The sequence below is a fragment of the Flavobacterium sp. 9 genome, from assembly GCF_002754195.1.
In the GTDB taxonomy this organism is placed as follows: Bacteria; Bacteroidota; Bacteroidia; order Flavobacteriales; family Flavobacteriaceae; genus Flavobacterium.
This window is the reverse complement of the sequence record NZ_PEEU01000001.1, coordinates 602,085-627,278: the sequence shown is the minus strand read 5'-3', so window position 1 is coordinate 627,278 and position 25,194 is coordinate 602,085. Positions and strand designations below refer to the sequence as shown.

Genomic DNA, 25,194 nt, shown 5'->3' with positions numbered 1-25,194 from the left:
AGAAATTTATTGCTTGAATTGATAGAACAGAGCTCATTTAATATCTTTGATATCGATCTGCGTAAACCACACTATAATTTTAATCTCTTAAAAAAACTGTTGCATAAGTTAGGCACCGTTGAATTTAATAACTCAGAATTACTTATGGTTTTAGATTTATTAGGGAAAGTCCTATACCTCAGAAGAGTATGCTGTCAGACAATTACAAGACAACTTTAGAGTAAGGGGAATTATTATTCGAAGGGAATAAAGAAGCTTTTTATGTCAATGATGATGATTTTCATTTGTACCTTGGCCGAAACATCACGGTTGTCGATACGGTGGGTAGCGAAGATTCCTTTCTTTCAGGATTTTTGTCTCAAAGATTTGTAAAAGATGCTGCTGTAAAAGATATTGTGAAACAAGCTATAAGCCTTGGCGATTTTATAACTTCAAAAGCAGGACCTTGTCCTGAATTAATATGGGAAGAGTTTTAACAACTTAATAAGTATTAATCTCAATGATAGAATGGAACAGTTGAAGGTCGGATTGCGTTTCAAAATTTCTCTGACTGCAGGCTTCTCTCTGATGTATTAAGTGCTATTGGGAAAATGAGTTTATCATGTACTCGGAGACAAACCAATTACTTTTGATAGCTAAATACGTTTGAGATAAAAACCTAATTAATAAAATTGGCGTTTTAGTTCAAGTTTTAGCAATTAGTTGTTTTGTAAAATATGGACAGTGAAGAATATTGGATCAAGGAATCAGCTTGAGTTATATTGACCTTTTATGCAATGTGTGCTTGTTGTGATAATCACTTATAAACTACCAAAAATATAGAGTTTTAGCTCTTTAATTCAAACCAGTGCAATTGTGATGTTCTGTCGCAATAAAATTACTTTTATTTATAGTTCCGTTGCTTTAAGTACAAGGGTTACCATAACAGCTTTTTAGTGCTTTAATATTATTGTCTTCGTGAATCGAATTTCCAATATTTTCCTTAGTTATGAACTGTACTAATGATCCTTATAAATCAAATATTGCATAAATAAAAGGTTAGAAAACCTCTTCTGTTAGTGTAATTCAGGCAAACTAACGATTATTGAAAGCTATTTTCTGTAAAGTACTTGGATCGATAATAGCTTTTACAACTTCTTGTTTTCTTAAGATCATATTAATGTCTACTCCTGTAATTAAGTCAATTAATGGCTCATATTTATAGTAATGATATATACTCACAAGGTGGTTAGAGTAGCTTGGATTTCTTTCGGCTACTCTTGTTTTCTTGCTATTTCTTCTTGTAGGATTATTTGTAAGCACCTTCCTTTTTAAAGTGTAAAGTTAGTAGGTAATAAACAACTACTCTGTATTTATTTCTGTTAGATTTACCATATTTTTCTAAGACGGAATCAATTCCTTCATTTAAAGCTGGACTATCAGGTAATCCTAATTTCTTAATTAGAAAATTGTTCTTTATTGTATCTAATTCAGATTGTTGTGATCCGGCAACCGTAGATGAATCAGTGTTGTAAATTGAAGGTCCACATCCAATTGTAACTTTTGTCAGTAGCTCTATATTTGGAGTAACTCCACATTTTTCTTTAAGATCTGCTACATACTTTGTAATTAATTCTTCTCTTGTACTCATTTTTAGATTTGTTTATTTATAATATGTAATATTAAAACTGTTATTTTGATAATACTCTCGTAATGGTTTATTAATTTTAGTTGTTTCCTGTACTTTGTCAAACATGACAAAAGTTTTTTGAACTATCGGCGGTACGTTTATCGAAATGCTAAATAATAATTTTCTACAATCTGCACTCAATAGCTAATGGAATTGTATATATTCAGATTTCATTTTTCCAATATTTTTCTCTTTTGTAATATCTTTCAACTAGTAACTTAGCATGGAGTTTTAGTTAAGAAAAAAAAATTTAGATCGTGAAAATAAATCGTAAAGCTATCTGGCTTGATTTTTAAATAGAAAGAAGTTTTTAGTTTTTTTCAATTAAATCTTTCAATATTTTTAGATTATTGCCCGAAATATTCCCAGGGATTAGACCGGAATTGCGATGTATTTCTAGTCCCTGTGCAATTACTTTCTTATTTGTAGGTCTTAAAATTATGTTCTTATAGCATTGGTCTAGTTTTTTAAAGCTTTTAGTATTTGTAATTTCGTTTTCATTTAAAATTAATCTCATCAATCTGTATTTGGTTGTTAATTTTTTACTGTTTTAAAAAATTAAAAGTACAAATATGGTTTCAATGCGCTTTACAAATAAAGACATTAAAACATGGTTAAAAGTTTTTTTTAATATCATAAAATGTCGCAATACCAGATAAAGAATAGCGATTGTAAAAAGCAACGTAATAAAGCAGAGTCTTAATCTTTGTTTTTATGGGGGTAAAAACAAACCGCTCGCTATGCCTGGACTTCGTGATTATTGACCAAAAAGAAGTTGTGTTGTTTTTGATTTTTTACTGGTTCAATTTTTTGGATTTGTAAAATCGTTTTAAAAAATGTCTTAAAATAAATAAAGATTTGATATTCGATATCCCCTTTGCTGGCTACTCATTAAGTCAGATATATTTAAATCTCTCAAATATATCTATTATATATACAGGAAACGAAGTGTCTCGTTTATACATGTTGTGCTGTGCTGATATGTTTTTTTTTTTTTTTTTAATATTTTCATTGCCTGATTAGCAGAGATTGATTATTTAAGATAAGGCTTTGTGAATCAGGGTGAATGTTGAATTTAGTAAAAATATCTTATTGTCTTGTTTTAATGTCTTTTTTCAATGATTTGAATGGTACATTGTGTGTAGATTTGTAAGTGTTAAAATTTATTTTGTAAATCAATTTATGATGTGATATTTCATTGATTAATAGAAAATAAATGCTTAAATCAAATAATTGCTTTTCTATAGAGTTAGTTTCAATAGTGTTGTTTTAAAAGCTTGCTATTTTTTTTAAAATTGCATACTTCGTTCTTATGATTAAATTTGTTGTTGGAGGTTTTAATTTTCTTGTCTTTAATATCATATTGGTATTTGTTCTTAAGTACTATTTTGAGATTCATTCTTATTACACTTTGTTTAATATTTCAAATATTTATTATTATCAAAATGCTTATTGAAAAACTTAGATCAAAAATAGATCATTTTTAAACATCCTTCAAAATGGGAAGTTTTTTTAGACAAGTAGATAATTCTGAGGTTGACTTTCTTTTGACTAGAAGAAGACAGAGAATGATCACTGAGTCTTTTTTAATTAAAAAATTAGTAATAGCTGTAGGGCAAGAATAAAAATTTTATTACCAGGAATCGATAAATCTAATGGCTGTTCTGTTAATTGTGGCTCGACATCCAAACTACGTACCATGCTGATGATTTGATAAGCATCACTTGCATGACGGTTAATCTATCTTCATTTGCTAAAAAAAACTAAGTGGATTGTATTCTACGCATACGTCCTATTTCGAAGCAGAGGTCATTGCAATACTAATAATAGATTTTAACTATTGGAAGATTTGTTTACTATCGACAGTAATGGTAATTCTTTCATTTCATTTGTAAATTAGTATCAAAAATAAAAATAAACATTTATGGACAACCAATCAAATGACATTAGCAAATGTCCTTTTCATAATGGGAGTATGGACAAAGTAGCAGCTACAGGCACGGAAAATCGTGACTGGTGGTCAAAACGGTTAAAGGTAAATATTCTACGACAAAATTCCTCACTATCAGATCCGATGGGTGAAGATTTCAATTATGCAGAAGCCTTTAAAAGCCTTGATCTTGAAGCGGTAAAAAAAGATTTACATGTACTTATGACGGATTCGCAAGAATGGTGGCCAGCAGATTTTGGTCATTATGGGGGGTTATTTATTAGAATGGCATGGCATAGTGCGGGAACTTATAGAGTAGAAGATGGTCGTGGTGGAGCCGGTGCAGGACAACAGCGTTTTGCCCCACTTAACAGTTGGCCAGATAATGTAAGTCTTGACAAAGCACGAAGATTATTGTGGCCAATCAAACAAAAATATGGTAGAAAAATTTCATGGGCAGATCTGATAATTTTAACAGGAAATGTCGCATTGGAGTCTATGGGTTTTAAAACGTTTGGTTTTGCCGGCGGAAGAGTTGATGTTTGGGAACCAGACGAAGCAGTTTACTGGGGTTCTGAAACTACCTGGTTAGGTGGAGAGAAGCGTTATAAAGATGGTTCTGATGGTGTACCAAATGATCATGGAGTTGTTTCATCTGATGATGGTGCAGATGGTCAGATTCATGCTAGAAATTTAGAAAAACCACTTGCAGCTGTGCAAATGGGACTTATATATGTAAATCCAGAAGGACCAGACGGTAATCCCGATCCTATTGCCGCTGCTAGAGATATAAGAGATACTTTTGGTCGTATGGCAATGAATGATGAAGAAACTGTGGCCTTAATTGCTGGTGGTCATACATTTGGAAAAACACACGGAGCTGCTTCTTCTGATCATGTAGCTGAGGAACCGGAAGCTGCAGGTTTGGAATTACAAGGTTTTGGATGGAAAAATAGCTTTGGTTCTGGTAAAGGTGCAGATGCCATTACAAGTGGACTTGAAGTTACCTGGACAACAACACCAACACAATGGAGTAACAACTTTTTTGAAAATTTATTTGGCTTTGAATGGGAATTATCAAAAAGTCCTGCCGGTGCACACCAATGGATAGCCAAAAATGCTGAGCCAATTATTCCAGACGCTTTTGATAGTTTTAAGAAGCATTTGCCAACAATGCTTACAACAGATTTATCGTTGCGATTGGATCCTGACTACGAAAAAATATCAAGACGTTTTCTTGAAAATCCAGACCAGTTTGCAGATGCTTTTTCACGTGCCTGGTTTAAATTAACTCATCGCGACATGGGACCTGTCTCGCGATATTTAGGTACAGATGTTCCGCAGGAAGAATTGTTGTGGCAGGATCCTATTCCTTCGGTAAAGAATGAACTTATAAATGCGGACGATATTGAGCAGTTAAAAGGAAAAATTCTGAATTCAGGATTAAATATTTCTCAATTAGTTGGGACTGCATGGGCTTCGGCTTCTACTTTTAGAGGATCTGATATGCGCGGAGGTGCTAATGGTGCCCGTATAAGACTGGCTCCGCAAAAAGACTGGGCTGTAAATAATCCTGTTCAACTTAAAAGCGTTTTAGATCAACTGGAGAGTATTCAGGTGGAATTTAATGCGGCGCAAGGTAATGGAAAAAAAGTTTCATTAGCGGATTTAATTATTCTTGCGGGATCAGCAGCAGTAGAGAAAGCAGCTGCATCTGGGGGATATTCCATTAGCATACCTTTCACTCCGGGACGTATGGATGCATTTGCCGAACACACGGATGTTGAATCTTTTGGATTCTTAGAACCTAAAACGGATGGATTCCGTAATTATCGCAGAACAAAATCATCTGTTTCAACTGAAGAATTACTTATAGACAAAGCACATTTGTTAAAGCTTACGGCGCCAGAACTAACAGTGCTTTTAGGTGGATTACGTGTATTGGATATTAATGCTGATGGCTCTAAAAATGGGGTGTTTACCAATCGTCCGGGTCAGCTTACAAATGATTTCTTTGTGAACTTACTCGATATGAATACGCAATGGCAATCTGTTTCTAACGATAAAGAACTTTATACAGGAAACGATCGTTCAACTGGCCAGCTAAAATGGATTGGGACACGTGCCGATCTTGTCTTTGGGGCTAATGCAGAATTAAGGGCTCTTGCAGAAGTTTACGCTAGTAGCGATGCTCAAGATAAATTTATAAAAGACTTTGTTGCCACATGGAATAAAGTAATGAACCTTGATCGTTTTGATTTGGCGTAGTCGCTTATTGTATGAATATAATATTTTTGAATTCTAAAGTTCATTGATTATAAATAATTTGCGGATATAAATAATGCTCTATGGTTGGATTTACTATTTTAAATATGGTTAATCGACTGTAGAGTTATTTTTTACTTCAGTTTTGGCTTAATATTCCAGCGAATCTGTTATAATTCAATAGGAAAAAAATAGAGACAGAGTTTTACTGGGCTTAGGTGTAAATCTAAAGCAAGGCCTAAACTGTGATATTTAAAAGAGTCAAAAGAAATCCAGCAAGCCTCTGACCAGAGAGGAGGTACTTTTAGTGGAAAGAATCATTAAAAATGTGAAAATATTCTATTTAAAAAGTTCATTGCTTTAGCTCAAGCCGAAGAAACCAAGAATATAAGAAGTAAGCCAAAATAGAATTGGTATCAGTATGATTTTAAGTACTATGTGGAATATTAAGTCCAAATTTTAAATTTTGGGAGTTCAATCGTACTCAAGAAGTAATTTTTAGAATTACAAAAACAACCAAAAGCACCTAATGATTAAAAACTAATTGGATGAATCTTTGCTTTGACTTGATCCTTGATGCACATCAGTTATAAATACAAAAAATTAAAAACATGAAACACAAATGCATTTTGATTGCGCTATTATTTTTATCAACTGTATCCTACGGAATAGAAAAGGTAAAAATAGAAAACAGTAATATCTCAGCCGCTCAATATAACTTGAAAAATATTTTAAAATCATCTGTATCAGCAGATGGAATTTACGATACGAAAATGATATTGACACGCCTAAATGGAAAAGCTGTAAGCAGTACCGGTTTTTTTATTACTATAGACAGTGGCAACAATACCATACAAGGTAAAAGCGGATGTAATAACTTTAGCGTAAATTATAAAAATCTTGCAAAAAAGAACCATATCGAAACTTCATCGCCCATAGGTACTATGATGGCCTGTGACGAAGAAAAAATGGGATTGGAACAGGAGTTTATCAGTGTAATGGACAATAAAATATTAAAAATTACAAGGAAAAAAAACACTGTTATTTTTAAAGATTTACGTAGCAAAACAATCATGGAATTTATGGTACCGACTCAAAACGGAGCCTGGAGTTTCATTGGTAAAACAAACTGGAAACTCATACAACTGGAGGGCGTTGGAAGGGACTATGGGCCAGTTTCAATAAAATTTGACCCTGTTTCGAGTAAAGTAAGTGGAAAAAGTGGCTGTAACAGTTTTTTTGGCACTTATACAACAGATGGTGATTTTATTGTTTTCAGTAAAATAGGCACCACTAGAATGGCATGTTTAGATGAGCAGACCGGTATAACGGAGCAAAAAATACTGGGTTTTCTTAATCAGAAATTACGTTTTGATTTGGCAGATCAGACACTTAATTTTTATCTTGATGATAAGCTGGTAATGATGTTTGCTATATAAGATATTAAGCTAAAATCTAAAATAAGATTTCAAGCTAGTGAAGTAGAAGATATAATTTTTAATTTTGATAGGACCTTATATTAGGTATTACAAAATAACTCAGAATTTATAGAAATAATATATGAAAGAAAATTGGCTATTTATAAAGACTCCAGATCATTACGAGAGACCAAAGATAATTCAATTTGACAGTAATAAAATTAATTATTTTAAAGTTGAGAAAAGTGATTAAGCTTCGTCAATAAAAATAATTGCGGAAAATAGTAATAGAGAATTCATGGAATATAAATTTATTAATACAGATCGAGTTCGCTTTTTTGAAAAAGGAAAAATTTATACTGTTTTAAATGATGAAAAGTCAACTATTGAGGATTGTATATTCGAAAATGATTATGGAAAACTAAGGCCGACTATAACAGAGCTTACAGAAGATGAAATTCAGCAATTAAAGTTTGAGCTTAATTTAAACGGCGAAAAAATGAATATTTGTTTCAATAAAATATTAGCCCCTCCGGTAATAAGGGAGATAAATGAGAGATGGAATAAAAAGGAAATAAGATTTACTAAAAAAATTAGATGATACATTCTTTTACTTTATTCAGATAATTATATCGACAAACTAATCCCAATAAAATGCGTAGACTGGCAAAAGATAATTTTGTATGGATTTCTAGAAGAACCGTATGAAACTGATTGTCGAGTAATAAAGTAAGGGGTATTTTTTTTATGAAAGTTATTTAAAGCGGAAAAAGCGCACATCTTTATCCAAGAAATGCACTGTTTTTAGTGACATTGATTATGGGCATAAAAAACAAGAATAATTTCATACAATTATTTAAAAAATTATTAGAACCCGAGTAGATAAACAAAAGAAGAAGATTTTTCAAAAGATAGTGATCCTATACATGGGTATACTAAAGCGGATGTTCTTTGCTTTGGCTTGATCTTTGAATGCCCATCAAGGTACTTTTAAAGTTGTTAAAATTCGAATTTGCTGCTGTCTTTTGATTTATTTTGCGATTCATGTATGTTAAAATTAATTCAAATATATTAAATAGAAGAAATGTTATTAACTAGAAGACTTAGTATTTTTTATATTCTTAAAGAGATAAGAATTGAATTCATTTATTCAGCAGTAATCGCATTGCTGATTTCCTTTTTGACCTATAAGTTTCACTCAGATATTCCAAAAATGCCAATTTCCATTCCGGCATTTTTAGGAACTGCAATATCAATTCTTTTATCATTCAAACTTAGCCAGTCTTATGACAGATGGTGGGAAGCACGAAAAATATGGGGAAACATCGTAAATGAAAGCAGAAACTTGACACTTCTATTACAATCCTACATTGTTAAGGGTAATGAAGATGACGTAAGACAAATAGCCTTGAGGCACATTGCATGGTGTTACAGTTTGGGGCAATCCTTAAGAGGGCTAGATCCATTAGAAAACTTAGAGAAATTCATTTCAAATGAGGAAATAAAAAGAATTAGTGCACATAACAATAAGCCTTTAGGGCTATTACAAATAAATGTATTGCAAATAGCAGAACTTAAGAATAGAGGGGAAATGGATATTTTTAGCCAAATTCAGCTTAATAAAACATTGCTGAATTTTTCAAGTTCAATGGGAATGGCGGAAAGGATAAAGAACACTATGTTTCCTGTAACCTATCGTGTATTTCTGCATTTAATGATTTACATATTTGTTATTACTCTTTCAATTTCATTGGGGGATGTTAACCCTATATTTGAAACCCCGCTTCTATTAATAATCGCTTCTGGATTTTTTGTGTTGGAAAAAACAGCTACACTTTTGCAGGACCCATTTGAAAACGAGCCAACAGATACTGCGATGACAACCATTACCACTACTATTGAAATTAATATAAAACAGTTATTGAAAGATATAGATATTCCAAAACCCTATGAACCACATACATTTTATTCACTGTAATAATGGAATAAAATGTCTAATGGAATAGCTCTAAAAATAATGCCAATATCAATTGGCTTTTTTGCTGTAATTTAAATGGGCATGAATTATTATGAAAATGCCAACCAAAACTGAGCTTAATTTTTTATTTACTTTATTGTTTGCATAAAAAGGCTGATAATAAAAAAATGAATGGAATTGTTTACATTATATAAAATTATGTGGAATATGCTGACGCAAAACTAAACCAATCCATTTGTGTAAGAAAGCTAATATTTGTTCAGTTTCTTTAAGATTTATTTCAATTCCGCTCTCTCTCTTTTTTTTGAACCACTTTTGGTATTACCACTTTTGCTTTCATGTAGTGAGTGTTTTTATATATAAAAAAAGTAATTTAAATAATTGATTTTGATGGTGTTACAATGGTTCGGCTCCTATCTTGTTTGTATGAATATTTGTTTAGTTAGATTAAATTAAAATCGTAAATTATTGGTTTATAAATAATTGGATGTAGTGAAAAACTATTTAATCCTAAGGCGATTCTTAGGATAAACAATGTTGAACTTGTTGTAAATTTCGTATGTAAATCAGAAAAAACAGCTAATAGAAATGCACTTTCTTAAATATATAGGTAGACATACATAGGCTCTACAATTTAGTAAAGTTTAAACCAATATCATCCCAAGGCATGTTTTAGGTTTTTAATGATTGGCTTCAAAAGCGTTCAAAAAAAGGGTCTTTGATGTTGCACTCAGAAAAAAGATTATTAAGGAGGGATTAGAACTATTACCTCGCATCCCGCTTTTATACTGCAATTTCAATATTTTTTTACTGTTGTGCCACGAATGTGCCACGGAAGTCAAATTCTAAATTTTTTAAGATGTGCACGATTCTGCCTCAAAACTTGGAATGGTGAAGTAAATTTAAAAACTGCCTTAAATTTTTGTGGTAAATATGGGTAACTCCAGTTTTAAGTTGGTTGATTATATAAGATAATAACAGAATGAAATGGAAGAGGATGTAAATTTCTAATTATGTAGAAGAAAAGGCAGCTTTGGTCGCCTCTTTTACTTTTAATTAACCATTAAAATGCAGTACCGTAACTTAGTTTTGCAAATTAAGTAAGTTAGAAAGAAATAATTTTATTAATCTTTAATAAAAGATGCTAAATAAATCTAGAGAAGAGATTAGCGTATTTCAGAATCAATTAAACGATAGTTATAATTGGAAAAAACTGGCAGTCAATTTTTTTATTTGCTTATGTGGGAAACGAAATCATTTAAAAAACTTATTTTTAATGTAATTTCATCAATGAATTGATGATGGTGTTTCAAAGTTAGTGATATGAGATTTTAGATTTCTAACCTGTTGAAATAGAATAAAATTCATTAAAAAATAATTTAAAGAAGCTGTTCAGTTTTGTGACAGCTTCTTTTCTATTGCCTAAATATGTTAAGTTCAAATAGAAAGAATAATTTAGTTGCAATTTGATTTAAAGTTTGTATTAAGAATATGATTTAAAAGTTAATATATATTCTAAAAAAATATCTGAATAAATTTTGTCTACAGTGTGGACACAATTGGATTGTTGTTGAGTAGTTTTAGTATGAAATTTTTTTTCGACTTGTAGTGGTGAGTTGCAGATTCTACTCTGAAATATCATCTATTAAACAAAAAATTGATATAATTTTGTCTCTACAAAGCATGGGTAAGGTTTATTGGTTCGCAAAACAAATTTACTGAACCTTTGCTTTGTTTTTTTATTACCTATAAACTAGCAACTTGAATTAATTAATAATCAGAGAGGCCTTTTACAGTCTTGAGATATATGTGCATGAGGCGCGTATGGCTGGCGCAGTGATACACAATCCCTGCGTCAACGAGAGTGTGTTTGAAGCTACTTTGTACGGAAATGACGTGTATTGGGGTTTTATGCACCTGATGAGCCTTGATTCAAAAATGGCACAGTTTTATTGAAGCAGATCGCGAAAGGAACAGTGAGTTCAAATCATTGGAAGATTTCATAAACCGGATCCCAAAGGGAATTGAAAGCATTAAAATCCTGATTTTTATAGGTGCATTCCGTTTTACGGAAAAAACTAAGAACCAGCTTCTGGTGATCGCAAGCCTGCTGCTTAACAATTTTAAACCTGAAAATAGAGGACTTATGCTTTTGCAGGAACTAGTGAAGGAGTATAAACTACCGACACTGGAAAGATCCGTTTTTGAAGATGCTTTTGATGGGATTGAACTGGTTAGTTTTCCGATTTCCTGCACTATATTTGATCTGCTACAAACCAAACACCGTGGTGACATAAAAGTAAAGGATCTTGTTAATAGCCATAAAAAACAGGTGCGTATACTGGCTTATCTTATTTCAACCAAACAGGTACCAATCAAAATAGGCAATATGTATTTTGGAATCTGGATAGACAATGAAGGGGCTTACTTTGATATTGCACCTTTTTCTGACAGTTTTGCGGTACACCCGTTGCAGGAAGGCGGCTGTTACCTGCTGCTTGGAACAGTCGAGATTGATTATCATTTCCCAACTATTATGCTTCATAAAATGGCAAAAATGCCATTTATGCCTGATTCGCGTTACATGGATACAAATAACCAGTTTAAAACACAGCAGCTAATAAAAGAAGATGTCAGCAATACTGATCAGCAACCTTATCCACAGGAACATGAAATCAACCTCCCGAGTCATCGGATGAAATTTTAATTTTTTATTTATGTAAAGTCTTAATTATGAACTAAATTTGATATAAAGCGAAAAATATAAAGATAAAAATTAGCATATAAATTAGCATTCTGTTGCTGTTTTTCTGACGTAGATTATTTTTCCTCTGCGCATTTTTCCTAACGAGGCTTTCGATAAGCCTTACGTCAAATTGGTACTGGCTCATTTTAAATAATTTTAATGCCAAATTTATGACAGGACATTTTAGCAAAGGGGCCTTTAAAAGGTTTAGCATTATGAAAATAAGGTATTTTTTAACTTTAACGGACATAAAAATTATGTGTTACTATACCCAGCAGTCAGCAGCAATTGAAAATGTAAAACGACGTTTTAATTCTGAAGTGGATAATGAAGAAACTTATCTTCAATCTGATTTTATAAATGGATTTTCACATCCTAATATTCCTGTAATCCTTAATTCATCGCAGCATTTAATTACAACGGACTATACATGGGGACTAGGCAAAAGATATGGAATTTAGATAAAATACCCTAAATGCGAGGATTGAATCCCTCGAAGAAAAAGCATCTTTTAAAAATATAACGCACAACCGCTGTCTGATAATAGCATCTGCCTATTATGAATGGCATTGGAATGATGAAAAAGGAAAGAGCAAAGACAAATACCAGATCAACTCATAAGATGATGAAATTTTCACCGTCGCAGGATTATATGCAGTAAATAAAAGGAAAATCACTAAAGATTTAATCTTTCATTCTGATAGAGGTATTCAATATGCTAATAAAATCTTCACTAATAGATTTAGAATCTTATAAGTATGTTATACGCAGTATGAGCCGTAAACAAAATCGTATTGACAATGCAGTTTCCGAAAGCTTTTTCAGCTCTTTTAAAAAAGAATTAATTAATCGAAACAAACTTCTGCCAAGGAAACAGATGAGAGTCGAAGTATATGAATACATTGAAAATTGGTAAAATAAAAAAAGAATGCATTCATCCTTAGGCTTAAAACAATTGAAGAATTTGATAGAATTAATGATATTAAATAAACCCTTTACGCCATCTTGAATTTCTTGGAGTATAGCAGAGGACATTTGGTTAATTATACATAAATATATAATAAAAATATATTTTAGGATTATTAAATCACCACAAGGTTACCACAAGGGTAAATAGAAATTCCTACTTGAAAAATTGGTATAAGTAAAAAAAATAAAGTTTTAAATTAAACATCATAAGGTGGTTTTTATTAAAATAATCAATTTCAATTATTTTTGAAGTTTCATTTTTCAATACACAGTGACAATGCTTTCGAGAGAATTGTTGTTTCAGCATTGTTATCGCCAATGATATTTATACCTCTTCTTTGTATTTAATTTGGCTATCCTTAAAATCCGAAATTCCTCAATTCTTATGCTGTTGCTGTGTAATCCAACTAAATAGAATAGTGAAATATAAATATTTAGTTAATAGTCATGTAGTTATAAGTCAGTGCAATAAGTTTGGTAATTTAAATTTTTATTGCTAATATTGTATATGCTTATAGGCAAGCTTGCTCGTTCATGCAAGGATTTCATCAGCCAATAGTTTAATAATGCTAACCTAGCTGCTTATTATCCAAATAAAGATTACGAACGCAATATCCGGGATAATTAAGTTGGTACTAAAGGAATGTATTAAAAACTATTGAGTACTTCAAACTTCATGCAAAAAATCTGCACAAAGATTTTAAAACACAAAAACCTTATTTCGATTCTTCTTTAGAGGACAACCTCTTCGAGTATTCGCCAAAATTTTTCGATGTTGACGCGCTGGTCACTGACTTCGAGATCCATGAAAACCATTTCACACTAATTGAATGCACAGCATATCATTGCCAGGCTAGGAGGATGTGAAAAATGGACTTGGTTGCTGAAGCAAATCCAGAGGCACTGGAATTATCAAAATTGTTGTTCGATAACATGCATAAAGTTAGTATCGAAGAAGTGGCTATGTATATCTCGGGCGAGGAAGATGAGAAAGGTTTTTTATTTGATGACGAGTTTAAACTGGATATTTTTAAAGCAGTTTTTGCTGATGTAGATAGCCACCAAAGTGGTGGTTATGACTACCGTCTGGCTGAAATAGAGGAAACAGCAATTAAAAATTAAAATATTAAACCCGTGGAAAAGAAACCTACAATTAAAATTACCACCCTCCATTGGCCGGAATAGATCGTAAGGAATTCATTGAAATAGCAAACAGGAAGTTCGAGAATATACTATAAAGTATTGAACATACACATCCTGTATCAGTACGTAAATTATGGAATCCTGAACAATATCTTGAAGAAGTTATAAAACCAGATATGTTACCCATCGATCGGGACTACGCACTTTCTTTGGTTGAGACGTTCTAAATTCATAAAGTTATTGAATTAGCCACAGAAACTGATTGGGAGGTTTTTAACTTCAATTAATTTATCCAAACTCTTCTTGACTAAAAGAAATTCAATTCAATTTTACTTGAATTGAATTTCTTTTTCAATTTAAACATGGAAAAAAATATCTAGATGAACATGAAATCAATTTGGCTTGGCTTAATTGATTTATGTCTTACAAGTTTCTGATAGACTTAACTTTATAAACTTTCTTTCTGCAAAAATGCGTAGCTGAATAAATATAATAGTTCCCACGGCATAGAAAGATTTTATTTCCATTTCTAAAGGGAAACGACATTTTTAATTTATTTAAAACTCTTACTTTGAAGTTCACAAAATTCTACTAACTGCTATATTCTAATAATTTGTTCTCAAAAAAAAACTTTAAGCTGAAAAATAGATTAAAGTTGGACAAAATAACTCAAAAGAAAAAATATGCCATTAATCAATCCTAACGATATAGACTCTGCGGCTGATACACGGAGTGGGTTTATTTATCAAGGCAAGATTGCACTTTATCATATAATACTAAATAAAGCTAACGTAGATGATCTCGAGTTGCAACTTGATTCTCTGGATGACTTCGCAATTGTTAGGAATGACGGAACAAATATCAGCCAAGTTAGTTTACATCAGGTAAAGGCGACGAAGCGCCATTTGTATTCTTATTTACGAGTTATTTCTAAAATTTAAATTTTCCATCTATTTAATATTTAGAAAAAAGAAATAAGTATTTCAATTGTTGAAAAAGTTAAAATGGGTTTCTGTAAAAATTAACACATTGAGCTCTCGATATAACATTTAATTGAACTTTTTTTAAAATTTGATACAATAGATGTTTTTTTGTTAAATCATTGTGTGGGTTGTGATTTAAAAATATGCCTAATTGTGCTTTTTTTTTGGCTTATCGAAGCTCTATTTTGTTAGGATTCCGAATTAAATTAGCATTGTGTAATTTATTAAGCTTTAGTCAAAATATTAGACTAATATTAATGAGTCTTAATTGTTATAAATATCTTGATGGAAATTAATTTGCAAATTAATACCTTTTTATATAAAGTTATACTTGAAGGTTTTCTAATAAAGTTAACTCTGTTTTTGTTTGGACTGTAATTAAACAAATCAATTAACTAGCAACTTGAATTATTTTTAAAACAACTTATTTACAAATGAAAATTAGAAAAATCGGAATCAATAATTATTTGCATGACATTAACAATACAAAAAGAAAACCTTACAAAATTATCTTCTTTACTGTAATCATTCTCTCAACAGTAACTTTTTTTGGCTTTAAATATTTTAAAACGCCACCTGCAGCTATTTGTTTAGATTCAGATACAAAAGTCTATAACGCATACAAAGACGCAGTTGTATTGATAAGACACAGCTATGGTTATTTTGCAAAAATAAAGGGAAAAGAAATTCAGCTTACTACTCAGGATGCAAAAGAAGAAACTGTTTTTGGAACAGGTTTTTTCGTAGACAGAGACGGAAAAATATTGACCAATAGCCATGTTTTACAGCCATGGAACTCATCAGATGAAGAAAAGGAAAAAACAAATACTGCGTTAAGAAATCTAAAATTGAAAATTGCTTCAATTCTTACTACTGATATTTCAGAAGATGAGTATCAAAGTTTTATTGAAAGAAACTGGCAAGTTGCATCTTATTATGACGAAAGTGAAGGCGAAGGGGATTATGAAGATGAAGGCGAAGAAACCAGTGAAGAGCCAGCGGGTGAAGAATTTGTCAGTTCAAATGATACAGAAGCAGATACAACCAAAGCAACAATAGATATTGCAGTTGCTATTCCGGTTAAAAAATATGTATCTAAGGAAGATATTGAGGTATATGTAAAAACTATCTATATTGCGGTTGCACTTCATGATTCAGATGACCAATGGCTTAGTTGCGAGATTGAAAAAATTTCAGAAGATACAAATGTTGATTTAGGGATTTTACGATTAACAGATCATGCAACACCGGGAAGTGTTGCTAACATCATCAATCTTGACAATGCAGTTGAGAATGATGCCTCTTTAACTCCCGGACAAAAAGCAATAATGGTTGGCTATCCTTTGGGAATGGATTTGGCAAAGACAAATTCAGGTATAAAAGTGCAGCTTTATGATGGTAAAATAAGTAAAGAATCAGACGGGAATAAAATTCAATACAGTATCACTTCTACACATGGTGCCAGTGGCGCACCGGTATTTAATGAGTGTGGTCAGTTAATCGCAGTCAATTTCAGTGGAGTAGATGAGGTACAAGGTTTTAATTTTGGAATTGTCGCTAAGCATATTCGTACTTTCTAATTAGAGCCTCTTAAGAATCTATTAGTTTTTCTCTTTTGTAACGAAATAAAAATCACTTTTTTAATATGAATAAAGTTTTTACTATATGTGCATTAATGGTATTTAGTGTCGTTTTCTCTCAAATCCCAACTCTGGACGTAGAAAATCAAAAAAAACATCCAGTTATCATGCAGGAAGCAAAAATTGAGACGAAGATTTTGGGAAATCTTGCCACAACAACAGCCATTTACACATTTTATAATCCGGGCGACAGAATTTTAGAAGGAAAACTTACTATTCCATTACCTGAAGGAGTAAGCATAAGTGGCTACGCTTTAGATATCAACGGAAAGTTAAGAGATGCAGTTCCTGTTCCCAAAGAACGAGCTAAGGAAGTATTTGAAAGTATAGAAAAGAGAAATATAGATCCGGGAATTATTGAAAAAGTAGATGGGAATAATTTTCGAACAAGAATTTATCCGATTCCCGCAAGAGGCAGCAGAACGATTAAAATTACGTATCATCAGGAACTAAAAAATCTTGCTTCTGACTATCAATATCTTTTAACTTTTGCTAATGGAACGGCTAGTATTCCAAAATTTAATCTGAAAGTTCTAATTAATGAAAGTCTTATAATTCCCAAAATTACTGAAAATCCAGATGGAAGTTTTGCTTTTCAGAAACAAGGAAATCAATGGATTGCTGAGATTAGCAAAGAAAATTTTACACCAAATGAAAATCTTAAAATAACAATACCAAAAGTAAATCAGTCGTCAAATATTTTGCTGCAGAAAAGTGCTGGTGATAAATTTTATTTTGCAGCGAGTGTTTCGATGGATTTCCCTGTAAAGGAAAAGCCAAAAACTAATAGGATTGCTATTATTTGGGACAATTCATTCAGCGGATCGAAAAGAAACCGCCAAAAAGAGCTTGACTTTCTTAATGCCTATTTTTCCAGTAACACAGATATTTCAGTATCCTTTATCCTTTTAAATAATGTTCTGGAGAAGACAGAAGAATTTACGGTTTCCGGTGGAAACTGGAGTGCATTAAAAAATAGAATTGTTGACTTGAAATATGATGGTGGAACCGATTTTGGTGCATTAAAAGAAATTCCGGAAGTAGAAGAATATCTTTTATTTTCTGATGGAATTTCAAATTTTGGTGATCTGACTTTAAAATTCAAAAAACCTCTAAATAGTATCGTAAGTACGCCTACTTCTGATTTTAACCTCCTAAAGCTTTTAGCATTCCAATCAGGAGGAAATTTTATCAATCTTAATGAATTAGACACCGAGTCTGCTATAAAAACATACAATAAACTGCCTGTTAAATTTTTAGGATTTAAAGAAAGTGCCGATATTCAGGAACTATTTCCTAATGTGGGAACTGCAATAAATGAACCAATAAATATATTTGGAATTTCAGCTCCAAATTTGGGTAAACTAACTGCTGTTTTTTCCGTAGGGAATAAAAACTATGAAGTGCCTGTAGATTTTAATACCGCTGTAGAAGTAGATAACTGGCCAATTGCGCAATTTTGGGCACAAAGGAAAATCAATGATCTTGAACTCAATTCGACTCAAAACCGTGATGAAATCAGAAATTTGAGCGAACAGTTTGGAGTGGTGAGTAAAAACACCAGTCTTATTGTATTGGATGACATCAATGATTATGTGCGTTACGGAATTACACCACCTCAGGAGTTATTATCTCAATACAATAAAATTGTTTCAAGAAACAAAAAAGAAATTTTAGAAAAAAGAAAAAACCTTTTATCCAAATCTTTCGATATAACCCGTGAACTGGTAACTTGGTATAATACTGAGTTTAAACCTTCCGAAAAAAAACAATACCCTAAAATTTCTAATCAATCATTAGCAGAATCAGCAAATAAAGATCAATTACAAGAAAATGCTGTTTACAATATTTCAAGTGCTGATAATGCAGTGCTTGGCGGGGTAACAAAACCACAAGGTAAAATAACTTTGGTAGAGGTAGAAAGCAACGAAGAGTATATGAAAGATTTTCAGAATTTACAGTCCTCTGAATTAATCTACCAGAAGTATCTTGAAAATCGTTCTAAATATGAAAAGCAGGTAACGTATTATTTTGATGTCTCTAAATTGCTATTCAAAAAAGGAGATAAAGTGCTTTCTTTAAAGGTTTTAAGTACATTAGCAGAGCTCGATCTGGAGAATGAAGAGTTATACAAGACTATATATTATCTCCTAAAACAGAGAGGTAATTATGAAAAGGAATTATGGATTACCCAGAAAATTCTGGAATGGAGACCTTTCGATTCTCAAAGCCACAGAGATTATGCATTGGCCCTGATTGATAATAAAAAACCTCAAGAGGCTCTTAATGTCTATAAATCGATGCTTTATCAGGAATATACAGATGAAATTTCAGTAAGAGACAACGGTATAGAGGAGATTTTGATTATGGAAATTAATAATATTCTGAGCCAAAACAAAAATGTAGATGCGAGCAAAATAGATGATCGTCTAAAAGCAAATTTACCCGTAGACATTCGCGTTGTAATTAACTGGAATAAAGATAATACAGATATAGATCTTTGGGTTACAGATCCAAGAGGGGAAGATTGCTCATACTCTCATAAATCTACAGAAATTGGAGGAAGATTAAGTAATGATTTCACTCAGGGTTTTGGCCCCGAACAGTTTTTACTAAAAAAAGCCATAAAGGGTAAATATAAAATTAAAACCAATTTTTTTGGAGAGAGACAGAATATACTTTCCGGGCCAACAACAGTGATGGCAGAAGTATATCTGTACTATTCTGATGGAAGACAAGAACGTAAAATTGCTGTTTTTCAGAGTCAGAAAGAAAACAAACGCGAAAACGACAGTAAGATTCTGATTGGAGAATTTGAGTTTTAGAAAAAATAACATTAGTATCTGAAATTCACGCTGACATTTTTGGTTTAAAATTTCCTGAACTCAAGATTTAAAGCAGTTGATTAAAAAATAATTACTTATAACCTAAACTCGATTAATAAAAAAACATATAATTTGGTTCTTTTAGACAATCTAAAAAACTTAAAAGATTTTTAGTAGTTTAAGTATTTCCTTTAACTACGACTATGCCAAAGGACAGACCAGAGCGGTAAAACTATATGCCGGTGAAACATCACAGTCTAGAAATTGAGCCACTTTAATATCTTTTTCAGAATTATGAGCAATCGTTAGCTGAGTTTGTAAGGTAGCTTTATCGTTTGGTTTTAAGGCTATTGTGAAAATATTAAATTGTAGAAAAAGAGTTGTACTTTCGTGAAATTGGAGATTTTAGAATCTATAAATATTAATGATTTACTATAATGAAGAGAATATTTAATTTTATTATTAAAAATGGTAATCGGTTATTGTTTTTATCACTCTTAGGGATTTCCCTTGCATTAACAATTCAATCTCATTCTTATCATACAAGTAAGTTTATTGGTGCAGTTGAATTCGTGGGTGATGGGGTTCATGGTAAAATTGATACCATTGGCAATTATATGGGTCTAGCTGAAAAAAATGACTCATTAGCGGAAGAAAATGCTAAATTATTAAGAATTCTTTTCAATAAAGAAAATAAGAACGAAGTAATAAAAATTGATAGTGTATTCGGAATAGGCCCTAAAAATGTTGTTATATCAAAAGTTATAAGCAATTCGTATGATTTACATGAAAATTATATAATCATAAATACAGGAAGGAAAGCCGGTATTAATGTAGATATGGGAGTGATAAATGACTTAGGCGTTGTGGGAGTCATAGATAAAGTGTCTCCAAATTTTGCGAAGCTTGCAAGTATTTTAAATAACAAAAGTCTAATTAATGCTAAAATAAAAAATAGTAACCTTATTGGAACTATAAGTTGGAATGGAAAAAGCACTGGTTTTGTTCAACTTAGTGATATTACTAGAGGTGTATCTATAAAAAAAGGAGACACAATTGTGACTGGGGGATTGTCTGAAATTTTTCCTGAAAATATTGATATTGGAACTATTGATAAAATGGAGACTTCAAATAGTTCTTTTATGATCCATGTTAAGTTGTTCAATGATATGACTAATCTAGGCTATGTATATATTATAAAGAGCAAAAAAACTCAAGAGACGTTGCAAAAAAAATAAATGAACAATAAGGTATTGTTCAGAGTTAGTAATTTTAGATAAATAAAATAGTGAAAGAGATAAATGCAAACATTAACAGAATTAAAGTTGAGCAATAATCCTCATTTTTTCATTTTAATGTGGCCTTTATCCTAAATGGTTTTAATATATTCAAACCTAAGCTCCTTATTTGTGTGAGGTGTTGTTTCCGAGAAAAGGTATGCGCTAAGATTTTGCCTCATAATCGAGATGAAGAATTATCTGTTAATTCATCTTAACTTTTTTCTGGCACAAGGGTATCTACTCCATTTTGAAATTATTTAAAAAGTTTAAAAAGCACAATGTTCAGGTTTTTTTACATTTCCAAATATTATTAATTTACTTCTCCAAATTTATCTTAAATTAATTCTATCAAATTCTTCGATTGTTTTATAGCCTAAAGCTGAATGTCTTCGCTTTTTATTGTACCAATTTTCGATGTATTCGTAAACTTCAGATCTCATCTGTTTTCTCGTTATAACTATTTCCGACAAGTATTTCAGCTTTAAAATAATAGAAAAAACTTTCACAAACGGCATTGTTATTAGGATTTTTTTTTACGAATTATACTCCGTCTAATTAATTTATTAAGACTTATGTTAATTACGCAATTGGAGCAGCATATGTTCATGGTATGCCATCATATAGTGAGCTAGTATTAATCAAAAAATAATAATATTATGAAAAATAAAATTTTCAATTGTCTTGTTTTTATTTCTTGTCAAAACAAGGAATTATCGGAAAATCCTGTAGCCATAAAAATAATTAATGAGCAAGTTAATTCAGTTGGAGATATCTCAATCTTTAATAGGACAAAATTAATGTATAATGATAAAGAGAAAAATGATGCAAAAAACATTATTACATATAAATTAACCAATACTTCTAAATACAAATATTTCTTTGTTTTGAATGAAGATTTGATAGAAGTAACTAAATCAATATGATTTAAATACTTGTTTATATTGTAAAGAGTAAGCTTTTTTATAATATTCAAACAAATAATAATAATATTATGCCACATCATATTTTAAATAGAGGGGATAGTTTTATAAAATCTAATGATATGTTAAATCCGGAAACTTATCGAATTCAGGAAAATCGTTATAAATTGAATGAGTTAAATTATTCTTGTCCAAACAATGATTTTGATTTTTCTAATTCAATAAGGAAAAATTCATTTGTATTATATCCAAATCAAAGTAAGTATTTTCAAACAATCATTTATTTACCATTGAAGGAGGCAAATATTTATGATAATAGTATTTCATATTTCATATTTAAAAATAAAATAAAGTATGATTTTAATTTAATTTATATTTCAGATAGCACTCAAACAAAAAAAAGCTTACCAGAGTTTAAATTAAAAGAATTACAAGAGAATTATGTGAAAATATTTCATGGCAAATTATTTTCAAATAAGATTCCGGTAAAATTTATTGATTAGATATAATCTTGTTTAAAAACACCTGCTGTACGAAGGCTTCATCGTAGTCGATGTGCGAATGTCTCGCCTATAACCTTTGGTATTGGTCCTCCAATTTATCTTCTTTTAGGATTAACTGCGATGATACTACTCCGTTCATTTGCTCCAATCGGACGATGGTTACATTTTCCTTGGAGATACATTGGAATTATAACAATTGTTCTTGTATTTTCTCTTATCCTTGGAAGTGGCATGTTCTTTCAAAAATTAGGCACAGATTCTCCTCCAGGTACCTGGGTATTTCTAATTGTAACAAAAGGGACATTCAAGTATACAAGAAACCCGATGTATTTGGGGTACATCACTATGCTCATTGGCAGTTCAATACTTTTAGGAACATTTTGATCCCTTCTTGTAATTCCAGTCATTTTTTTATACTTCACACGTAATTTGTACTTCGGGAAGAAAAATGGATGGCAGAATGGTTTGGTGAGCCATACTTAGGATATAAGAAGAAAACCCCGAGGTGATTAATTTAAGAAAGATGCCTGACCCTAACATTGCATTACCAAAAAGTGCGGCTGACTAACAAGTACTGGACAACACTAATTCTATTTTATAATATATTCGAACCTATGCTTTTTACGACACTTATTATTAATAATCATACTAGGATAGAGAAAATAATATAGCATTTATTGAAACTGATTTACTCAACGAATTATCCAATGCTTGTTGAGCAAACTTAACAACAAGTTATTGTTCAAAACAATAGTTCTTTAACATTGCTTTTTTGGGAGATTGGTTTTAGAATTAACGATACTATACTTCAAAACAAACGAGCAGAATACGGAAAGCAAATTGTGTCGGCATTGTCGATACAATTGGAAAGTAAATACGGAAGAAACTTCGAAGAAAAAAATCTTCGGAGAATGCAGTTTGCTGATCAGTTTACAGACAATTAAGCTGGTCCCACTTTTTAGCAATAATTCCTATCAAAAATCCGGAAGCTAAACTGTTTTATGCTAATCAGGTAAGCGACCAGTTAATGAGTGTTAGGGATTTGCGCAAGCAAATAGCAGCCAAAACTTTTGAACGTACCGCAATAGCCAATATTCAAACAATATCATCTCCATATAATTTACAATACTCATTTAAAGATCCTTATTTATTGGATTTTCTAAATTTAGGAAATGGCTACTTGGAAAAGGATTTAAAGCAGGCAATATTGTATGAGTTAGAAAAATTCATTCTTAAGCTAGGAAAGGGATTTACATTTGTGGAACGCCAAAAAAGAATGATTATAGATGGTGAAGATTTTAATTTAGATTTACTATTTTATCATCGTAAATTAAAAAGACTAGTAGCAATTGAATTAAAATTAGGGAAATTCCAAGCTAAACATAAAGGACAAATGGAGTTATATTTGCGATGGTTGGACAAGTATGAAAAGCAAGAAGGTGAAAAAACACCAATTGGATTAATACTTTGCGCAGAAAGCAGTCGTGAACAAATAGAATTACTTGAAATGCACAAAGATGGGATAATAGTTGCTGAATACTGGACCGATTTACCACTTAAAAAGCAGTTTGAAGAAAAAATGCATTCATTACTAACTGAAGCAAAAGAAAAAATAGAAAGAAAATACCTTTCGGAATAAATTTCAAATCCAATTACGCATTAAAGTGGACACGATTGAAATAAAGGAGAATACACTTTTAAATGACCTTTAAAATAAAAAAAACTAGTGGTAAATTACTTTCATAATATTACCCTTTTAGTGGGCAGCACAGACATTCGACCCATACGCGTTACCGCTTATAAACATTGAATTTCTAATTTTTCAAATTAACATGTGCCACGATTTTGCCACAAAACCAATAATGTAACAATTGAGATAGTAAGTGATCCGATTGCCAACTTTTGTGGCAAAAAAGAATCAACTCCATCAAAAAATGTCTGATATGCTACGTTCTAATTTTTAAGTATTATTTTTTTTTCTCAGTTTTCTTTTTTGTTAATTTTTTCTTTTGAAAAAAATCGCTTAAAGCTTTTTCTTCGGCTAATGTTAGAGAACTTAGTCCACCAATACTGTCTATTTCTAAATCTAATTTTTTAGTTTTCATAATTATTTATTTTGAAAATATTTATTGATTAATTTCAAAGCTGATTTTGTTTCAATTATCATAATTCTACCACCGAAATGCAATGCTCCAAGTGTTTTTTCATAATGATCAACCAATTGCGATTTTGAAAGAAAAGAAACATTTCCATCGTGCCCGCGCTGAAAAGATAATTTACAAGCATAAGCAATTAGATTACCAGGTACACCAGCATAAACCTTTGTTTGTCCTTTATTGAATGGAGCACTCTCAACTAGATGCATATAGACATGATCTGACTTAACTTCTAAGCTTATAAGACCTTGAATTATTTTTGAATTTCCAAAAATTGTAAGTTTATAAACATCTCTAATTGGATTTTTAAATTCTTCATTCCAATTAAAAAGCCAACCTTTTTTCTTTGTTAAAGACTTTAAATCAGAATTTTGGAGAATAGAAATTTCAGTCTGAAAACTATCTCCAGTAATCACGTTTTCTATAGAGTTTGTTAATTTATCAATTATAAAATCGAGTCCTAATTCTGCTTCTTTATCCATAGTACTAATTTAATGAATATAATGTAATTTTGAAAACATTGAATATGGAAAATAAATTGTGCCGACCCTGTCAGCAGAATTGGGGGACTTTTTTCTAAAAGTTTCGAACCTAAACTCGCCAGACCTTGGTTTTACTAGATTTCTATTTTGCAAGACACCCATGTGCCACGATTCTGCCACAAAACTTTGAGTACTAAGATTTTTAGGCTTACTTTATAAAATTCCTTTGATTTACGACTCTAATTTTACTTTCCCAATTATATCTTAATTGTACCTCAAATTTATTT

At 31.3% G+C, this 25,194-nt stretch carries 20 protein-coding genes and 2 pseudogenes; 17 read left to right on the top strand and 5 right to left on the bottom strand.

The genetic code is table 11. The features are described from left to right. Window positions 1-254: 254 nt before the first annotated feature. Window positions 255-476 (top strand): annotated as a pseudogene (locus tag CLU81_RS26610) (PfkB family carbohydrate kinase); the annotation flags it as partial. A gap of 598 nt (window positions 477-1,074) precedes the next feature. Here the strand turns inward: CLU81_RS26610 and CLU81_RS02360 are convergent. Both CLU81_RS02360 and CLU81_RS02355 read right to left on the bottom strand, forming a co-directional pair. Beyond that, window positions 1,075-1,302, bottom strand: a complete 228-nt coding sequence (locus CLU81_RS02360) for a hypothetical protein (RefSeq protein WP_099708359.1) — start codon at window positions 1,300-1,302, stop codon at window positions 1,075-1,077. Further along, complete coding sequence (locus CLU81_RS02355; RefSeq protein WP_099708358.1) at window positions 1,289-1,630, bottom strand: DUF2853 family protein; 342 nt, start codon at window positions 1,628-1,630, stop codon at window positions 1,289-1,291. Before CLU81_RS02355 ends, CLU81_RS02360 begins: the two co-directional genes overlap by 14 nt. Window positions 1,631-3,593: 1,963 nt before the next feature. On the opposite strand from CLU81_RS02355, the gene katG reads away from it, so the two are divergent. From katG to mreC, 12 genes are all read left to right on the top strand, one after another. Further along, complete coding sequence (gene katG / locus CLU81_RS02345) at window positions 3,594-5,867, top strand: catalase/peroxidase HPI (protein WP_099708356.1); 2,274 nt, start codon at window positions 3,594-3,596, stop codon at window positions 5,865-5,867. 608 nt (window positions 5,868-6,475) lie between these two features. Next, the gene (locus CLU81_RS02340; RefSeq protein ID WP_099708355.1) at window positions 6,476-7,303 is read left to right on the top strand and encodes an META domain-containing protein; all 828 of its coding nucleotides are present in this window, start codon (window positions 6,476-6,478) and stop codon (window positions 7,301-7,303) included. 277 nt (window positions 7,304-7,580) lie between these two features. Continuing rightward, window positions 7,581-7,883 carry a hypothetical protein gene (locus CLU81_RS02335; RefSeq protein ID WP_099708354.1) on the top strand — a complete coding sequence of 101 codons (303 nt, stop codon included), beginning with the start codon at window positions 7,581-7,583 and terminating at the stop codon, window positions 7,881-7,883. A 483-nt stretch (window positions 7,884-8,366) separates the two neighbouring features. Then, window positions 8,367-9,260: a bestrophin family protein gene (locus tag CLU81_RS02330; RefSeq protein ID WP_099708353.1), complete on the top strand. Its 894-nt coding sequence runs from the start codon at window positions 8,367-8,369 to the stop codon at window positions 9,258-9,260. Between the two features lie 1,990 nt (window positions 9,261-11,250). Continuing rightward, window positions 11,251-11,967: a hypothetical protein gene (locus CLU81_RS02325; protein WP_369804775.1), complete on the top strand. Its 717-nt coding sequence runs from the start codon at window positions 11,251-11,253 to the stop codon at window positions 11,965-11,967. Window positions 11,968-12,263: 296 nt separating this feature from the next. Further along, window positions 12,264-12,467: a hypothetical protein gene (locus CLU81_RS02315; protein WP_144444453.1), complete on the top strand. Its 204-nt coding sequence runs from the start codon at window positions 12,264-12,266 to the stop codon at window positions 12,465-12,467. 22 nt (window positions 12,468-12,489) lie between these two features. Beyond that, complete coding sequence (locus CLU81_RS27285) at window positions 12,490-12,627, top strand: SOS response-associated peptidase family protein (RefSeq protein WP_099712644.1); 138 nt, start codon at window positions 12,490-12,492, stop codon at window positions 12,625-12,627. A gap of 94 nt (window positions 12,628-12,721) precedes the next feature. Further along, window positions 12,722-12,922: an IS3 family transposase gene (locus CLU81_RS27045; RefSeq protein WP_369804774.1), complete on the top strand. Its 201-nt coding sequence runs from the start codon at window positions 12,722-12,724 to the stop codon at window positions 12,920-12,922. Window positions 12,923-13,845: 923 nt separating this feature from the next. Continuing rightward, complete coding sequence (locus CLU81_RS02300) at window positions 13,846-14,097, top strand: hypothetical protein (protein ID WP_099708350.1); 252 nt, start codon at window positions 13,846-13,848, stop codon at window positions 14,095-14,097. A gap of 1,438 nt (window positions 14,098-15,535) precedes the next feature. Next, window positions 15,536-16,681 (top strand): serine protease, encoded by a 1,146-nt coding sequence (locus CLU81_RS02290; RefSeq protein WP_099708348.1) that lies wholly within the window; start codon window positions 15,536-15,538, stop codon window positions 16,679-16,681. Between the two features lie 65 nt (window positions 16,682-16,746). Then, window positions 16,747-19,566 carry a VIT domain-containing protein gene (locus tag CLU81_RS02285; RefSeq protein WP_099708347.1) on the top strand — a complete coding sequence of 940 codons (2,820 nt, stop codon included), beginning with the start codon at window positions 16,747-16,749 and terminating at the stop codon, window positions 19,564-19,566. A 437-nt stretch (window positions 19,567-20,003) separates the two neighbouring features. After that, window positions 20,004-20,804 carry a rod shape-determining protein MreC gene (gene mreC, locus CLU81_RS02280; RefSeq protein WP_099708346.1) on the top strand — a complete coding sequence of 267 codons (801 nt, stop codon included), beginning with the start codon at window positions 20,004-20,006 and terminating at the stop codon, window positions 20,802-20,804. 371 nt (window positions 20,805-21,175) lie between these two features. Here the strand turns inward: mreC and CLU81_RS27040 are convergent, their stop codons facing one another. Continuing rightward, window positions 21,176-21,286 (bottom strand): IS3 family transposase, encoded by a 111-nt coding sequence (locus CLU81_RS27040; RefSeq protein ID WP_233209635.1) that lies wholly within the window; start codon window positions 21,284-21,286, stop codon window positions 21,176-21,178. Between the two features lie 216 nt (window positions 21,287-21,502). Here CLU81_RS27040 and CLU81_RS02270 point away from each other — a divergent pair, with 216 nt between their 5' ends. The 4 genes and pseudogenes from CLU81_RS02270 to CLU81_RS02255 all read left to right on the top strand — a co-directional run bounded on the left by CLU81_RS02270 (window position 21,503) and on the right by CLU81_RS02255 (window position 23,908). After that, complete coding sequence (locus CLU81_RS02270; protein ID WP_099708345.1) at window positions 21,503-21,769, top strand: hypothetical protein; 267 nt, start codon at window positions 21,503-21,505, stop codon at window positions 21,767-21,769. Between the two features lie 68 nt (window positions 21,770-21,837). Further along, window positions 21,838-22,269 (top strand): hypothetical protein, encoded by a 432-nt coding sequence (locus tag CLU81_RS02265; RefSeq protein ID WP_099708344.1) that lies wholly within the window; start codon window positions 21,838-21,840, stop codon window positions 22,267-22,269. 764 nt (window positions 22,270-23,033) lie between these two features. Beyond that, window positions 23,034-23,287 (top strand): annotated as a pseudogene (locus tag CLU81_RS27035) (DUF1016 N-terminal domain-containing protein); the annotation flags it as partial. A 9-nt stretch (window positions 23,288-23,296) separates the two neighbouring features. Continuing rightward, window positions 23,297-23,908 carry a PDDEXK nuclease domain-containing protein gene (locus CLU81_RS02255; RefSeq protein WP_233209777.1) on the top strand — a complete coding sequence of 204 codons (612 nt, stop codon included), beginning with the start codon at window positions 23,297-23,299 and terminating at the stop codon, window positions 23,906-23,908. A gap of 328 nt (window positions 23,909-24,236) precedes the next feature. On the opposite strand, the gene CLU81_RS26705 is transcribed toward CLU81_RS02255, so the two are convergent. Then, window positions 24,237-24,374, bottom strand: coding sequence for a hypothetical protein (locus CLU81_RS26705; RefSeq protein ID WP_158235297.1), 138 nt, complete (start codon window positions 24,372-24,374; stop codon window positions 24,237-24,239). Between the two features lie 2 nt (window positions 24,375-24,376). Beyond that, window positions 24,377-24,907 carry a hypothetical protein gene (locus tag CLU81_RS02250; protein ID WP_099708343.1) on the bottom strand — a complete coding sequence of 177 codons (531 nt, stop codon included), beginning with the start codon at window positions 24,905-24,907 and terminating at the stop codon, window positions 24,377-24,379. Window positions 24,908-25,194 lie beyond the last annotated feature (287 nt).